This window comes from Lysinibacillus sp. AR18-8, from assembly GCF_001705465.1.
Lineage (GTDB): Bacteria > Bacillota > Bacilli > Bacillales_A > Planococcaceae > Lysinibacillus > Lysinibacillus capsici.
This window is the reverse complement of record NZ_MDGU01000005.1, coordinates 95649-111466: the sequence shown is the minus strand read 5'-3', so window position 1 is coordinate 111466 and position 15818 is coordinate 95649. Positions and strand designations below refer to the sequence as shown.

General features: G+C 37.2%; 19 protein-coding genes. 6 read left to right on the top strand and 13 right to left on the bottom strand.

All coding sequences use genetic code 11. From position 1 onward, the window contains the following. Positions 1-25: 25 nt before the first annotated feature. Both BFM98_RS04060 and def read left to right on the top strand, forming a co-directional pair. Positions 26-217: a helix-turn-helix transcriptional regulator gene (locus tag BFM98_RS04060; protein ID WP_066036592.1), complete on the top strand. Its 192-nt coding sequence runs from the start codon at positions 26-28 to the stop codon at positions 215-217. Further along, positions 210-785, top strand: coding sequence for a peptide deformylase (def, locus tag BFM98_RS04055; protein WP_066036591.1), 576 nt, complete (start codon positions 210-212; stop codon positions 783-785). The genes BFM98_RS04060 and def overlap by 8 nt, the downstream gene beginning before the upstream one ends. A gap of 27 nt (positions 786-812) precedes the next feature. On the opposite strand, the gene BFM98_RS04050 is transcribed toward def, so the two are convergent. Beyond that, complete coding sequence (locus BFM98_RS04050; RefSeq protein WP_066036590.1) at positions 813-1478, bottom strand: YneB family resolvase-like protein; 666 nt, start codon at positions 1476-1478, stop codon at positions 813-815. Then, positions 1475-1789, bottom strand: a complete 315-nt coding sequence (gene yneA / locus BFM98_RS04045) for a cell division suppressor protein YneA (protein WP_066036589.1) — start codon at positions 1787-1789, stop codon at positions 1475-1477. The genes BFM98_RS04050 and yneA overlap by 4 nt, the downstream gene beginning before the upstream one ends. Before the next feature lie 166 nt (positions 1790-1955). On the opposite strand from yneA, the gene lexA reads away from it, so the two are divergent. Continuing rightward, entirely contained in the window at positions 1956-2573 is a 618-nt protein-coding gene (lexA, locus tag BFM98_RS04040) for a transcriptional repressor LexA (RefSeq protein WP_004232118.1), read from the top strand. Between the two features lie 107 nt (positions 2574-2680). Here the strand turns inward: lexA and BFM98_RS04035 are convergent, their stop codons facing one another. The 11 genes from BFM98_RS04035 to BFM98_RS03985 form a co-directional block, all read right to left on the bottom strand. Next, on the bottom strand, positions 2681-3403 hold the full coding sequence (locus BFM98_RS04035; RefSeq protein WP_066036588.1) for a gamma-glutamyl-gamma-aminobutyrate hydrolase family protein: 723 nt from the start codon (positions 3401-3403) through the stop codon (positions 2681-2683). 33 nt (positions 3404-3436) lie between these two features. After that, entirely contained in the window at positions 3437-4189 is a 753-nt protein-coding gene (locus BFM98_RS04030; protein ID WP_054550590.1) for a prepilin peptidase, read from the bottom strand. A gap of 64 nt (positions 4190-4253) precedes the next feature. Beyond that, positions 4254-4946, bottom strand: a complete 693-nt coding sequence (locus tag BFM98_RS04025) for a hypothetical protein (protein WP_066036587.1) — start codon at positions 4944-4946, stop codon at positions 4254-4256. Next, positions 4943-5536: a PilN domain-containing protein gene (locus BFM98_RS04020; protein WP_066036586.1), complete on the bottom strand. Its 594-nt coding sequence runs from the start codon at positions 5534-5536 to the stop codon at positions 4943-4945. Before BFM98_RS04020 ends, BFM98_RS04025 begins: the two co-directional genes overlap by 4 nt. After that, positions 5536-6510, bottom strand: coding sequence for a type IV pilus biogenesis protein PilM (gene pilM / locus BFM98_RS04015; RefSeq protein WP_066036585.1), 975 nt, complete (start codon positions 6508-6510; stop codon positions 5536-5538). Before pilM ends, BFM98_RS04020 begins: the two co-directional genes overlap by 1 nt. A gap of 122 nt (positions 6511-6632) precedes the next feature. Beyond that, positions 6633-7094 (bottom strand): prepilin-type N-terminal cleavage/methylation domain-containing protein, encoded by a 462-nt coding sequence (locus BFM98_RS04010; RefSeq protein WP_048391342.1) that lies wholly within the window; start codon positions 7092-7094, stop codon positions 6633-6635. Positions 7095-7150: 56 nt separating this feature from the next. Then, complete coding sequence (locus BFM98_RS04005; protein WP_066036584.1) at positions 7151-7627, bottom strand: prepilin-type N-terminal cleavage/methylation domain-containing protein; 477 nt, start codon at positions 7625-7627, stop codon at positions 7151-7153. 125 nt (positions 7628-7752) lie between these two features. Further along, on the bottom strand, positions 7753-8958 hold the full coding sequence (locus tag BFM98_RS04000) for a type II secretion system F family protein (protein ID WP_036080216.1): 1206 nt from the start codon (positions 8956-8958) through the stop codon (positions 7753-7755). Beyond that, a complete protein-coding gene (locus BFM98_RS03995) occupies positions 8955-10001 on the bottom strand; it encodes a type IV pilus twitching motility protein PilT (RefSeq protein WP_048391346.1) in 1047 nt (348 codons plus the stop codon). The genes BFM98_RS04000 and BFM98_RS03995 overlap by 4 nt, the downstream gene beginning before the upstream one ends. An 11-nt stretch (positions 10002-10012) precedes the next feature. Further along, positions 10013-11683, bottom strand: coding sequence for a GspE/PulE family protein (locus tag BFM98_RS03990; RefSeq protein ID WP_483306194.1), 1671 nt, complete (start codon positions 11681-11683; stop codon positions 10013-10015). Positions 11684-11700: 17 nt separating this feature from the next. Continuing rightward, the gene (locus BFM98_RS03985) at positions 11701-13032 is read right to left on the bottom strand and encodes a G5 domain-containing protein (RefSeq protein ID WP_066036583.1); all 1332 of its coding nucleotides are present in this window, start codon (positions 13030-13032) and stop codon (positions 11701-11703) included. A 551-nt stretch (positions 13033-13583) separates the two neighbouring features. On the opposite strand from BFM98_RS03985, the gene BFM98_RS03980 reads away from it, so the two are divergent. From BFM98_RS03980 to BFM98_RS03970, 3 genes are read left to right on the top strand one after another with little or no spacing between them, the layout of a single operon-like run. Beyond that, complete coding sequence (locus tag BFM98_RS03980; protein WP_066036582.1) at positions 13584-14051, top strand: type IV pilus modification PilV family protein; 468 nt, start codon at positions 13584-13586, stop codon at positions 14049-14051. 11 nt (positions 14052-14062) lie between these two features. Continuing rightward, a complete protein-coding gene (locus BFM98_RS03975) occupies positions 14063-14497 on the top strand; it encodes a prepilin-type N-terminal cleavage/methylation domain-containing protein (protein ID WP_066036581.1) in 435 nt (144 codons plus the stop codon). Beyond that, complete coding sequence (locus BFM98_RS03970; protein WP_066036580.1) at positions 14497-15801, top strand: hypothetical protein; 1305 nt, start codon at positions 14497-14499, stop codon at positions 15799-15801. The genes BFM98_RS03975 and BFM98_RS03970 overlap by 1 nt, the downstream gene beginning before the upstream one ends. Positions 15802-15818: the final 17 nt, after the last annotated feature.

The window sequence follows — 15818 nt, the reverse complement described above, 5'->3', positions numbered from 1 at the left end:
CTTTGGACAAAATGGAGGGATCTTTCTGAAGAACATCATCAAAATTTTAAGAAAAAAATTAGGCATAACACAAGCTGCTCTTGCAAAAGAGTGTGGAGTTGTGAGACAGACCATTAATAGTATTGAAAATGATAAATATGATCCGACCCTAGAATTAGCTTTTAAGATTGCTAAGGTTCTCAATAGCCGTATTGATGAGGTGTTTATCTATGACTAAATTTCACCCGGATTATATGATTACAATGAAGGATTTTGTGAAAGAACACTCGGCAATTTTAAGAAAACAAACTCAAGAAGTGTCGATACCAGTGACAAATGAGGACCGAAATACCCTCCTAGCCATGCTGCAATATCTGAAAAATAGCCAAAATCAAACGCTAGCAAAAAAATATAAGCTTCGCCCTGGAAGTGGACTCTCTGCTAATCAAATTGGCGTAGATAAACGAATGTTTGTTGTACTCTTTGATGACCAAGAAATGATGCTGATTAACCCTAAAATAATGAGTCATTCCCTTAATATGATTTATCTACCGGAAGGAGAAGGCTGTCTATCTGTAAATCGACCTGTCCCTGGTTTTGTACCGAGATATGAGAGAATTAAAGTCAAAGCTTACGACATCGATGGACATGAAATCATTGTACAGTTACAGGGCTACGGGGCCATCGTTGTACAGCATGAAATCGATCATTTAAATGGCATCATGTTTTATGACCGAATAAATAAAGAGCACCCTTTCCAACTGCCAAATCATGTTATCATCGAAAGCTTATCTTCCCTTCAGTAGTTTTTACAAAAAAAATTAGCAGGAATATTATTTTCCTGCTAATCTTTCTTGGTGTTCTTGGAAACGACGATGTACAGTCGCCTTACTTACCTCAAAGCCTAACCCTCTAAGCGTTATAGAAATTTCTTCAAAGGTAAATCCACGTTTGCGTAGCTTCACAATTTCGTCTACAGGTAGATCTTTTCGCTCCTGCCCCTGCGGATTACCTCGATTCGATAAATTATTTTCTGGACGATAACCGTTTTCTACAGCACGTCGCATACCTCGTCGAATTTTAGCATTATGGATTCTACGTTGATATTCCTCTACAATCGCTAAAATCTCAAGCAGCATCGTATCCATTTCATTTAATTGGACTGGGCCTGCATCACGCATAGAAAAAACATCAGTTGCTGACTTTTGTAATAAATGTAATACAGCCATCCTTGCATTGCCTCGTCCTAAACGAGTTTCATCTTGGACAAAAAGAGCATTAATGTTCTTATCTTTTATAAAATCAAGCATTTCTAGCAAGCCTTCACGTTCTACATCATAGCCACTATGTTGATCTTTAAACACGCCCTTCACCGCATAGCCTTGCTCTTTAGCATAGCGCAGCAACTCTTCCTGCTGGCGCTCTAATGAGGAGCTTTGTGTTTCTTTTTCAGTACTTACGCGACAATAGACAACAGCCGATAGTTGATTATTTATCATTGTTCATTTCTCGCAATTTCGATAGTATTGATGGGACTGGCTTGATCACTCACTACAGGAATAACTAGAGATTTTCCCGCTACAATTTTAATATCTGCTAGTTCATTTTCAGTTTTTACAAGCTTTATCCAATCATCAGTACTCATTTTACCACGATATTGCTCGGCTAACGACCACAAGCTATCCCCATGTTCGATTTGAATTTCTGCGTAACTAACTTTTCCTGGATCAGTAATGTAAAGGTATGCTGCAAATAATAAACAAGCTCCTATTAAAATTGAGATATGTGTGTTTTTCTTCAACCATGTCATAATCATTACCCCTTTTCAAGAATGTTTGTTCGGAATGTATGTTCCCATAATAAAGCGAACAAACGTTTTTGTCAAACACTTTTCGAACCTATGTTTGCATACATGTTCGCATTCTGTTATACTATCAAATAAGAAGAATGATTTTAGAAAAAAGAGGTGAGCACTCATGAAAAAAGTTTCGAAAAGACAAGAGGACATTTTAGCTTTCATTAAGGAAGAGGTACGAGCTAAAGGATATCCGCCATCAGTACGTGAAATTGGTGAAGCAGTTGGACTTGCTTCCAGTTCAACTGTTCATGGACATTTAGCTCGATTAGAACAAAAAGGCTTTATTCGTCGAGATCCAACAAAGCCACGTGCAATTGAAATTTTAGAGCCTGAAGAATCCATTCAAAAACAACAGGTGATCCATGTCCCACTTGTCGGGAAGGTTACAGCTGGTTCTCCAATTACAGCAATTGAAAATATTGAAGAATACTTCCCATTACCCGATACGTATGGCACAAGTGAAGATCAATTGTTCATGCTAGAAATCATGGGGGAATCAATGATTGAAGCTGGGATTTTAGATGGAGATTTAGTCATTGTAAAACAAAAGGCAACAGCTAATAATGGGGATATTGTTGTAGCTATGACAGCTGAGGATGAAGCAACTGTAAAACGTTTCTTTAAAGAGAAAAACCATTTCCGTTTACAGCCTGAAAATTCTTCTATGGAACCAATTATTGTCGATCAAGTTTCTATTTTAGGACAAGTTGTAGGTCTTTATAGACGTGTACATTAACGATTAAAGCAGATTTTGAGGATTATGTTCCTTCTAAGAGCATGTATCCTCTTTTTTACGCAAAAAAAGAATCCACATACGATTGGATTCTTTGTACAATGCCTCTTCTAAGCTTCCTTCTTAAATTTTATGCTCGCTTCAATAAAGGCTGAAAATAGCTTTTGAGCACTCTCATCTCCTGCTATGGCTAGTTCCTCAGGATGCCACTGAACAGCTAAGCAAAATGGCATCTCCTCATGAACTACCGCTTCGATAATACCGTCGTTAGATTTTGCCGCTACTTTTAATTTTTCTGCTAAAACATTCACCGCTTGATGATGAAATGAATTCACTGCTATTTTCTCTTGTTCAACGATAGTCGCTAATAGATTGTCAGCAATAACCTGTACAGTATGGGTAGCTACAGCTCGACCTGATTGCTGCATATGTTGGAGTAACTTGGTACTAAAGTGATCACTATCAATATCCTGATATAAGGTACCACCTAATGCAACATTTAGTATTTGAATTCCTCGACAGATCCCGAAAATAGGCATCTTACGTTGGAATGCGGCTTCAATCAATGCTAACTCAATCGTATCTCGCGCTGGATGAATTTTTCCAAGCTTTAATGAAGGCTCAGCCCCGAATAGAAATGGATGCACATCATGACCACCAGATAATAATAAACCGTCTGTGAGGGCTAAAATCTGGGCTGCCTCTTCTTCTACTCCAATTGGAATAATCAGTGGAATTCCACCTGCTTCAATGATACTTTTGCTGTAAGCAACATTTAATCGAGAGGATAAATCATCCTCTACAAAGGCTGTAATACCAATAATCGGTTTCACTTGCTTCCCTCCACATTCTTGAAAATTGCACAATTACCAAAAGCCTAGATACCAATTAATTAATACATCGCCATAGAAATAAACAATAACTGCGGCCAATGCAATAGATGGCCCAAACGGAATGGGTGTTTTTCTCCCCTGTTTGTTTTTCGATAACATGGTAATCCCGACAATCATACCAATAACTGCAGCTAAAAATAGCGTTAACAGTGTATCAATCGTACCCAGAACGAGACCAATTAAAAAGAATAATTTAATATCGCCTCCACCCATGCCACCGTTTGATAGCACAGCAATGATATATAATATGCCAAAACCAACCACAGCACCCACAAGAGAGTCCCACCACGGTGTTAATGGTGACAGCACTCGTCCAATAGCTAGCAAAGGTAAAAAGAATACTAACACCTTATCTGGAATTAGCATATAGGCTAAATCTGATACAACGATAATAATTAATAAAGAGATAAAAAAGAGTGCTACTATCAATTCTATGCCCCAGCCTAGCTGCCAATAAGCAAAGGCAAATAATACACCTGTCATTAATTCTATGACTGGGTAAACCCAAGAAATTTTATTGCCACAACCCCGACATTTTCCTCCTAAAAATACATAAGACAAAACTGGTACTAAATCAAGCGCCGTCAGTCGTCTCTGACATTTTGGACAATGTGAAGGAGGATGTACAATCGACTCCTTCTGTGGTACACGTAAGCCAACTACATTATAAAAAGAGCCAAAGACAAGTCCAAATAAAAAAATAAAGATCGTATAAGCCATTTCCAATTTTATGTCCTCCTAAACCAATAGGCGCCCATACAAATGAAGTATGGTGCGCCTATCAATAAAGTTATTGTTGTTCTTCGTAATAGAACGTCGTCACTTGCACTGTTGCCTTTAACGTAAGATCTGCATCTTTCTCAAGCTGTGCCTGCTCTCCAGGCAATTTAAATTCAATCTTATCGGTTTTCATGACACGCTCTAATTGTTCAACCTCCTGTAAAAAGCTTTCAAGAGAATTAAAATCAAGCGCACCCACCTCTAATATAAAAGTAACAAGCTTTAAATTAGTTGGTAAAGAGTCCTTCGAAAGAGATGCAATCGGTGTAGTAGTCTCCTTGTTCTCCTGATCACCATTGACCTCTGCTTCAGCCTGCTCCAACATATTAAGATCATTCGATACATCTGAAGGTGTCACAGTGCCGTCCTCACCTTGAACCGTTAAAGACAGTACACGAGTTCCTGTCACCTCTTCAATCTCAGCTAAATCAAGAATAATCTTTTCAACGGCTCTTGTTACAGGTAGCTTTTGTCTTAAGGCTAATATATTGATAGTAGGCTGTCCCTGCTCTTTGTCTAATTGTGCTAGTTGTTCTTTGACACTAGCTAATTCTTGCTGCACCTGCAATACATTCCTCTCTTTTTCATTCACTTCATCCAATTTTGGTGAAAGCAAATAATAATACAGCGCAAATAAAATAGCAGCTATCAGCGCCAGTAACAAGATCATAGATGAATTTTTACTACTCGTTAATTTATTCATGAGCGTCGTCCTCCAGCTAAATACATAAAATCGATTGTCGCTGTAATGGACACTGAATACCGCGGTACTTCTTTAAATTTTTGTTGGGGTGTTAACACCCTTTGTTCACCTAGCTCTATTTCAAAGTTTGAGACAGTGTTAATTTGAGCATCTGTAAAATAGCTACTCATTAAAAGTCGCTCCACATATTTCGATATATCTGTCATCGTTTCAAAATCCACTTCAATATTCACCGAGTTCTCTCCGAAAACATAGCTACGTAAATAGGATTGAGTTGGTAATAAAGTTTTTGTTTCATCAATTAACGGTGTTACAGGATAAGAAACGCTTTGTATAAAAGTTACTGACTCTTCCAACGAACCCTGATCGACATTTTGTCGTGCGTCTAGCTCTTGCTGCAATTGATCAAGCTGTGTTGTTAATGCCTGTTCCTCTGCAGTCAATCGTGACAATTCACTTTTGGATGTAAAAAATAAAAAAAGTAAATACGCTACAATAAGTCCCACAATGACAATCACCAAGCTATAAAAAAGCTTGGGAGAGGTTGTTCTTTTTTCAAGTTGTGGTAAGAGGTTTATATCTGGAACCATTAACGAACCTCCTTCAAAGCTAAGCCAAGCAACGTTGAAAATTCTCGCTTAAAGCGCGGAAACGATTTCTCAATTTTTTTCCCATCGACAACCCTTAGTGGTGGTTCTAAATTAGAAGCGAGTAAGTTCCCAATTGATTTCAATAGTGGGTTATCGCCAAGCATGATAATTTCATCCACTGTTTTTTCACCTTTATGTAAAGAAAACTTAAAGAAATTCATCATCCGATCAATCTCTAGAACCTGATCCATTACGACCATTTGATAATTCTCTGATTCGCCATTATAAATAAATTGATAGCTAAACTCATTCTCTTTCTTCCCCAGCCATTGCGTCATATCTACTTCAATGGTTTGATAGCGCAAAAACTCCACTTGGCCATTGGAAAAAATACTGATAGAGAGTTCATTAATCGACCATTCTGCAATTAAATATGTTTTATTAGGCATTAATAAGGACATGTGCTCTAATAAGCGTATATTACAAAGCGCACGAATATCGGCAGCTTCGGGTTCTAATGAAACATCTAACAGCATCCCTACCAGTTTCGTAATCTCTTCAGAAGGTGCAGCAAATAAGATAGCCTTGCCGTCCTCGGCATCTGCATCATACACATCAATTAAAGGGTCTTGAAATGGTAAATGAATAGAATGTCCCAATTCCATTTCAGCATATCCTCGTAATTCCTGAGGCTTTACATCTTTAGGGTGCTCAAAGTTTTTTAATAGAACCGTCGTATCAGGGACAAACATACGAACAGCCTGTTTTTTCCCTGTCCATTTCATTACTTGCTCTTTAATCACCTCAAAAAGAGCTACCTCATCGATAATAGTTCCATTTTCAACGATTCCAGCTGCTAAAGGGTATTCATAGCCCTGCCACTGATTAGGCTCTGGTCCTTTCGCCACAATCGCACGCAGCACATAATCCTTCAGTTCAATCGAAACATGCGACTTTCTTTTTCTCTTAAACATGTGAAAAGACCTCCTTATCCTACTCAGTATAAATGATTTTTTCAATTAGTCATCCATTTCCCAGCCAGAAACGCAAATTTTCTTGCGCTTCTGAGTGGGTTGGGAGGACTGATGCCGTCTGTTTATTTTCCTCCTCCTTCACCGCCTTCTTCTTTAGGAGATTCTACTCCTGCATCTTTTAGTCTTGCATTAAGGTCTGACTCGTTTATTGTTGTACTTGATGGTTTTAAATTAGTTTTCATCTTATTTAAATTAGGGTAAGTAATTGTCCATGTATCATCTTTAAACGTAACCTTAGTACCATCTAATTTAATTCCATCCACAAAAGGGTCTAGTTCAGAAGAACTACATTCGTCAGCTACAGCTTTACACGCCCCATCAATATAAGCAATTTTAGCCCCCGCTAGAATATTTGATGCTTCCGCTAAAATTGCACGGTCCTTCGACTTATTAATAATATTACCAATTGCAGGTACAGCGATTGCTGCGATAATTGCTAGGATAACAATTACAGCTAATAGTTCAACTAATGTTAAACCTTTCTCATTTTTCAATAGTTTTTTATTTTTCCACTTTTTTAACATTTTGAAATCCTCCTTAATAGTTTTATATGAAGTGTGTGTACACGCGCTTCTGAACATTATGGCGAAGGTGCACAATCTCGCCCAATACATTTGCCACCAGTTCCCTTGCTGCCCTTACGAATATCGTCTGCAATATGCTGTAAGGTGGCATTATCAAAATTTATATATTTTCCATTGCTGTAATAAATCGCATGCGCATTGAAGTAGTAGGTGCCCTCGATAAATTGAACATTGGCACTCTGACCTTCTTTATCTGCCTCTAATATTTTGCCAGCACTGTCTAAATAACCGTCGGATACTAATTTTTCCACTTCGACGATTTGCCATTGATCAGCGGTTGGATGCTCCATAAAATAAAACTGCGCAGCATGAATAACATTAATGGCATCTGCTTTTAATGCCTTATAACGTGAATTATCAATGACATTACTTATAGCTGGAATTGCAATGGCAGCAACGATAGCTAGAATAACAATGACTGCCAATAACTCGACTAATGTCAAGCCCTTTTCGTTCTTTACCCTAATTTCCATGTCCAGTCTCTCCTTTAATACTTAACCATGAAGATACCTACTTGCCGCTTCCTTTTGTTAGCAAATCTAAGTAGATATTTCCCATTAAGCGGAACAAAAGGGCATCCATATAAATATTGTAAACATTACATATTTTCATATAGTTGGAACATTGGTAAGAATATAGCCGCAACGATGACTCCAACAACTAGAGCCAGTACCACAATCATTAAAGGCTCAATGAGTGACTTCATGGTATCGACAGCACGGTTTACTTCCTCTTCATAAAAATCAGCGATCTTTTCGAGCATGTAATCCAAGGACCCTGTTTTCTCGCCAATTGATGTCATTTGTGTTACAAGCGGTGGAAATAGCCAGCTTTTTTCAAGTGGCTCTGATAATGTGCCACCCTTTTCTAAATTATCGCGCGCTTCCAGTACTACTTTCCCCATTACCGGATTACCACCAACCTTTTCGACAATTGTTAAGGCTTGTAAGATTGGTACGGAGCTGCTAAAGAGTGTTGACAAGGTTCTTGTCATTCTCGCGATAATATCCTTTTGCAAAAGCTGTCCAAAGATTGGCATACGCAGTAAAAATACATTGACGGCATAATGAAACTCTTTATTATTTTTATAGAAATAGTGAAGGCCCACTACTAATACCAAAAGCCCTAAAATCACAAGGTACCAAAACTGAATGAGCCAATCACTAATACCCACTACAATGACCGTTATTAACGGCATTTCCAAATTCATTTCTTTAAATGCATCCATAAAGGTTGGCACAATAAACACCATTAAAAACATACCAACCACTAGTGTTAGAAGCGATAAAATCGCTGGATAGGTCATGGCAGATTGAATTTTTTTCTTAATGTTGTATTGCTTCTCTAGTGTGCTTGCAAGACGATCTAATGTATCGTCGACGTTCCCTGTAGCCTCACCAGCACGCATCATATTGACAAATAGCAATGGGAACACTTTTGGGTGTTTGCCTGCTGCATCTGAAAATGCCATACCATTTCGAATATCCTCTTCAACCTGCATCAATGCTCGCTTTAGTGGTTTACTCCGTGTTTGCTCACCCAAAATATGGGTCGCTTCAACGACAGGAACGCCAGCACGAATTAATGTCGCATATTGTCGACAATAAATAACAAATTCCTGGTGCTTTACTTTTGTTCCAAAAGCAATATCTTTATGTAAAATGCTATTTGACTCCTGAAGTTCTCGTGCATTAATTCCTTGTGCTCGAAGCTTTTCCATGGCTACCTTTTTATTCGGTGCCTCGATAATGCCCTTTTTAGGTGCTCCTGTTTTGGTCCGACCACTATAACGAAATATCGTCAACTATAATCACCAGCGTTCATATATGGTCTTGCATCCTCTAGTGAAATCTTACCTGTGGTAATTAGGTGTTGCATGGAATACTCCAATGTGTGCATACCCAATGCTTTACTTGTCTGCATCACACTTGGAATTTGGTGAATTTTTTCGTTACGAATTAAATTAGAAATAGCAGGTGCCTGTACTAAAATTTCTGTCGCAGCAATACGCCCTTTTACATCCTTACGTACAAATAAACGCTGAGAAACAATACCTTGTAGTACATTCGCAAGCTGCACACGAATTTGACTCTGCTGATGCGGTGGAAATACATCGATAATACGGTCGATCGTCGTTGGTGCACTACTTGTATGCAGTGTAGCCATAACTAAATGCCCTGTTTCAGCAGCCGTAATAGCCGTTGAAATGGTTTCATAATCTCGCATCTCCCCAACTAAAATAATATCTGGGTCTTGACGTAATGATGCACGTAAACCATTGGCAAAGCTCATTGTATCGACACCAATCTCACGTTGATTGATAACAGACTTCTTATGTGTATGCAAATATTCAATTGGATCCTCTAACGTAATAATATGTTTAGATCTTGTTTCATTGATGTGATCTATCATTGCTGCCAAGGTAGTTGATTTCCCTGAGCCTGTTGGGCCAGTTACTAAAATTAAGCCTTGTGGTTTTTCCGCAAGCTTATATAACACCTGTGGCATATTGAGTGCTTCAATAGAAGGAATTTTAGCCTCAATTAAACGAGCTGCAATCGTCACTTCATTTCGCTGATGGTATGCATTGACACGGAATCGACATTTCCCAGGCAATGAAAAGTTAAAGTCCGTTTCTCCCTTATCCTCAAATTCCTGTTGTTTATGGACAGGAAGAATGACCTTTACCATTGCCTTCAAATCCTCTGTTTCAAGTGGGATTGTGCCATAATGCTCTAGTTGCCCATGGATACGATATACTGGTGGAATACCTTTTGTTAAATGAAGATCAGATGCTTTTTCTTCAAATGCACGTGTTAATAATTCAACGATTGAATATGCTGTCATTTTTTTCACCCCTAGTCTGCACTTGCAACACGTAATATTTCTGAAGTGGTTGTTTGGCCTGCTACAACCTTTTGTAATCCATCCACTAATAGGGTATGGTAGCCTTTTTCTTTCATATAATCACGGAGGACGCGATCACCAACACGATTTAAAATCATATCCTTTATTTGGCGATCAACAGGGAGGATTTCATGAATCGCCATACGTCCTCTGTAGCCTGTTTGATTGCAGGCAGGACATCCACGCCCTTTTTTACCATGTGTTACGCCTCCCACCCCATTCTCCTCAAGTATTTCTAGTTCACGAGAAGTGAATATATATGGTTCAGCACAATCACGACAAACTTTTCGTACAAGACGTTGCGCCATGATTCCTACAAGGGAAGAGGATAATAAAAATGGCTCGATCCCCATGTCATGGAGCCGTGAGATAGATTCGATAGCACTGTTAGTATGCAGTGTACTTAATACTAAATGGCCTGTTAGTGAAGCACGGATAGCAATTTGAGCTGTTTCAAGATCACGAATTTCCCCTACCATTACAATGTCGGGGTCCTGTCGTAAAATTGAGCGTAACCCTACCGCAAATGTTAAGCCGACTTCCTCTTTTACTTGAATCTGATTGATACCATCTAACTGATATTCCACTGGGTCCTCAACCGTAATTATGTTGACGCCTTCTTCATTTAAATGAGAAAGGGCCGCATATAACGTAGAGGACTTACCTGAGCCTGTTGGTCCAGTAATCAGCATCATACCGTTTGGATGGGCTATCATTTTCCTGAAAAGTGCTTCATTACTTGCACTAAAGCCTAATTTATCAATATCATTGGCTGAATTAGTTAAATCTAAAATACGCATAACTACCTTTTCACCATAAACTGTTGGTAGTGTAGCTAAACGGATATCGACAGGTCTAAAATTAACATTGGTTTTAATACGTCCATCCTGCGGAATACGATTTTCTGTAATATTTAAATTCCCCATAATTTTAATACGCGCCAATACGACGTTTTGCATGTGCTTTGGCAAGGATCGCTCAGTACGTAGCACACCATCTACCCGATAGCGGACACGAAGCTCTGTTTCTTGCGGATCAAAATGGATATCACTAGCGCGCTGTGCGACACCATTCGCAATAATTTGATTCACTAAACGAACAATAGGTGAATCCTCATTCTCTATTTCCTCTTGTGTTTCCGTACTTGTGGCAGCCAAATCCAACATTGCCGCATCCATTGATTCCTGTAAATCATAGTATTTTGTTATCGTCCGATATAAATCATCTTTTGCCGCAATACTTGTCTCGATTTGACAGCCTGTCGTCATACGAACTTCCTCAATGGCGAAATAATCCATTGGGTCTTCCATTGCAATAAACAATTTATTTTTTTCTTTGCGAATCGGCATAATATTTGTCCGCTTTGCCAGCTCCGCTGGAATTAGCTGTAATAATTCGGGACTAATTGAAAACTGATTCAGGCTGATATGAGGGATACCAAGCTGGAATTCTAAGACTTCAATAAGCTGCTGCTCTGTTAAGAAATTTTCTTTGATAAGGAAATCTCCAAGCTTCTCATTTTTCATCTTAGTAGTTAATGCGTACTCAAGCTGGTCAGCTGTGATAACACCTGATTCCACCAGTAAATCCCCTAAACGTTTACGCCCTGGCTTCATTGCCATAAACATACCTCCAATCGTTAAGGACTTGTTTGTACAAAATTACCACCTTTATCATAGTAGCCATAGACAATTTCTGGTCCATCTTCTTGCTTTGTTTCCTCTGATTTTGAAGGTTTCACATCAGGCAAACCATTACCATCTAAATCCACTTCTAAATCAGGATCTGTTGCACCCGCCCCTACGTTCTGAGTAGGCGTTGTGATAATAACAGGCTCCTGCGAAGAACGCATAACAATTCGATTTTGAGGTGCATAATAATCTCTACTAATGAATTGTTCTTCTGTTGCTCCGTTCTCTACAATGGAACGATAAACTTCCACTCTTGAACCCTCTTTACCCTCTTGCTCCACTCTTTCTTGTCCAGCCTTTAACTCCTTCGAATAGCGATAAATAATGCGTGGCTTTACAATTTTATCCTTACTAACACGTACTGTGATGTCCTTGTCTTTCGCGGCTGCAAAAACTTCTATCTTTAATTGATTACCCTCTATAGATGCTTTCAGTTTACCGAGCTGCTCAGACCGATTAATAAATTGTAAGTCTTTTGCTAATGCTGCATTGATATCTGCCTCAATTCCCTGTTGCAAATAGCTTGGATTTATTTCCTGAGAGTGTCTTTCTAAAATTTCGTAATCCGTTTGAAGAATTACACTATATAGCATTGATGCCACAAAATCTAAACCTGCATCATTGACAACCCCGGCCTGTTCACCTAAAAGTGTAAGCAACGAGATGGATTGATTTGGAACTAGATTTACATCATTTAATAACGGAATGATTTTTGCTACTCCTTGACTATTTGCTGGTAGCTCGGCAATCTGAAAGGCAATCCTTTCCCCTGTTTGCATGGAACCTTCATTGATAACGGCTTCGACCTTATGCTCCTTCAAATAGCTGGCTTGTAAGATTAGTTTCTGGAGTGTTTTATCTGTATCCCAAACACCTGCTTCATCTATTTGCTGCGTAATTGCTTCATTGACGGTAACAGGAATGGGAATATGAACGACTTTTTCTTTTTGCCAAAAAGCATACCAAGGCTTTTTAGTCAGCATTTCGTACTGAGCAATAGCTGCTGATGGATCAAAAACAAATTGTTTCGAGTCAATGGTTTTGGCTATACCATCACTAACAATTTCCATTTCGGCACCTTGCCATTCTGAAATTGCATTTTGTAGCGTAGTTGCTAAATCTACTGTTTTCACATCATGGATCTCAATACCCCCAATAGTTGAAGATTGAGGACCTTCTTTAGCAAAAACTGTGTCATTTAGCACAAATGATGGAACAAAAAATCCCACAACTAGAACAATTACCAAAAACAAGCTAATTATTTTTATGTATGTTTTCATCCACATCATCCTTTATTTAACTTAGTGGTTTTTCTATTTATATACAAATGATACTACAACTATGGTATTCTGACACTACCAAAATGCAACTTTATTCCGATTTTACTTTTGATTTTTATACAAAAATTCAAAAATAATTCAAAAGGTAGTTCTATAGAATCACAAAGTGTTTTATAATTCTATAGAAACAACTCTGTAATTTGTTATAATATCCTAGATAGTAATTTTTATCTAAATATTTTTAAGTATGTAATCCCGTTGTATGATATTAGGATGTAAATTATTAAAAAATTAAAGCCATTTGCTGTTTATTGAGTGAAATGAAGCTGTAGGATTTATTTACCCTTATTTATCTTTTCCATTCATAGTTGAACGTACTATTTATATCAAGTTAAAATTTTATCCTTCGAAGCCAAAATATCAAATTGAGATTATTGAAGAATAGACCAATTTTAATAGTTCACACAAGATTTCAATTTAATTAAATACATAAATTTAGCACTATCATTACTTAGTCTTCAATTTTTTTATCATGGAAAGGTGTTGAAGAAATGAGCCCCAAAAAGGTATTTAACGAACGTGGTATTTCACTAATAGAGGTTGTTGCGTCTATCGTTCTTCTAGCTATCATACTGGTTTCTGTAATTAATTTACTACCCCAAATGGGTAAAAAAAATAACCAAAATGAAGATAAACAAATTGCTGTAAACCTTGCATCAAAAGAGCTAGCTTATTGGCAATCTGCATTACAGAGTGATTTTAATACTTTGTTGGCTAATCCAAATGGTAAGTTTTCATTTATCAAATCTGATGACAAGCTTACATATGATGGTGATGATACGATTACCATTAAAACATCTAATACTAGATCAAAGCCTTCAAAATATTATACTGAGATTAAAATAACAAAAACACCAGATCTAGATTCACAACCCACAAAAGCCAATCAGATTAGTATTTTTATATATAAAAATAACAATATTTTAGTAGCAGAAACTTATGGTTATGTCTTTTACTGAGGGTGAAAATTATGAAAAATAATAATGAAAGAGGACTTACTTTAGTAGAAGTGTTAGCAACAGTGATTATATTGTCTATCATTTCAATTCTAGCATGGAGTATATTTTTTCAAGGCACAGAATATTCAAAGAAAGCTGTATCTAAAAATCAAATGCAACAAGAAGCTAATGTTATTATTGCTAGTTTAAACTCTATTCATAAACGTTCTATTGAATATGGTGCCACTTCAAACAACTGTATCCTATCGGTTCAATACACTACCAAAAGTACAACAAAAACAGAAGTGTTTGAAAATAGTCAGATGTGTATCCAAGCAAATGATTTTACTATAAATCCCAAAACAACTGATGCAGATATACACTTAACAATTGAGGAAAAGAGCAACCCTAAAAATAAAATCGAAATCAATTCTTTATTAAGTCGCTTAAAGGAGGATAAAAAATAGTGAGGAATGTCCTAAATAATAATAATGGTTATGTATTGGCGTTAGTATTAATTATATCTATATTAATTACTGTGATTTTCTTCTCATTTCTAGCAATTTCCTCCAATACAACAAAACAACATAACATTGTGGAAAGTACATTCCAATCCCAATCTATCGCAGAAATGGGCGCAAGTTATTTTCAACATGCTATGACAAATGAAATTATTACAAAACAAGAAAATATTATCAAAAAGATTATAGATCAGAGAAACGAAGATATTAAAGCAAAGCAATTACAAGATGATCAACATTATATAGGTTTGGCTATAAAAGATATGGAAGAGGTTTTAACAGATATAGTTTTATCTTTAAAAAAAAGTGATGATAAAGAAGATGATCCTGAAGAAAAAACTATTAAAATGAAAGTACACTCAAATCCTAAAAATTCCTTTGAGGTTACCCCTGTAACATTTTCACGAGCTGATGATGCACTTATTATTAACTTTACAAGTATAGGGCATGACGAAGCAAAAAATGCAGAAATTAAGGGAACAATTTCCGTTGATTTTTCCAATATGATTGACCCAACAACTAATAATGAATCTGACGAATCAATTATTACAGGCAATACAATTGCTGATCCAGGGACTAGTTTAAATATTTGTCCAACTGGAACAAGGGCGGATTTATCCAATAAACAATGCCAAATCAAAGGAAATATTACTTATTCTCAAAATGATGAGTTAAAATTCAATAACTCCATCTATCGAGTAAGTGGAACTCTTACAGTTCCAAATATGAATTACCCTAGTGCCAACTCAACACTCTATATAGTTGGTAGTATGAATGGTCAAAACTTAAATTCAATGACTAACGTAAAATTACATGTTGGTGGTGCGCTTTTTGTAAATCAGTTTAATGGTCGTATAGTCGACTCTGTTATTGAAGTTGCGGGAAGTACCACTTTGTATGGAAATTTAGATAATCTAAACAATTCAACTATGTATATCGGTGGATCATTTATGATGGGACAGATAAATCAAATTTCAAACTCAACTATATATGTACAAGGAAGTGCCAATATTTATCAGGGAGTGAATCTTGGAAGGAATGCAAACATTTGTGTCAATGGGGATTTAGCTATAGGCAATATCAATGATAATTCAGGCGGTACGAGTAAAATATATGCTAGAACTTCTTCTAGCACTCATAAATCTGTTATTGTTGGCAATGACACGTTTGAAGCTGCCTGCGCAGGCGGTAGCCCTACAGTGTCTCCTGGTTCAATTGACTATACTACTGAATATGAATATTCATATTAAGAACTAAAAACGTAAAA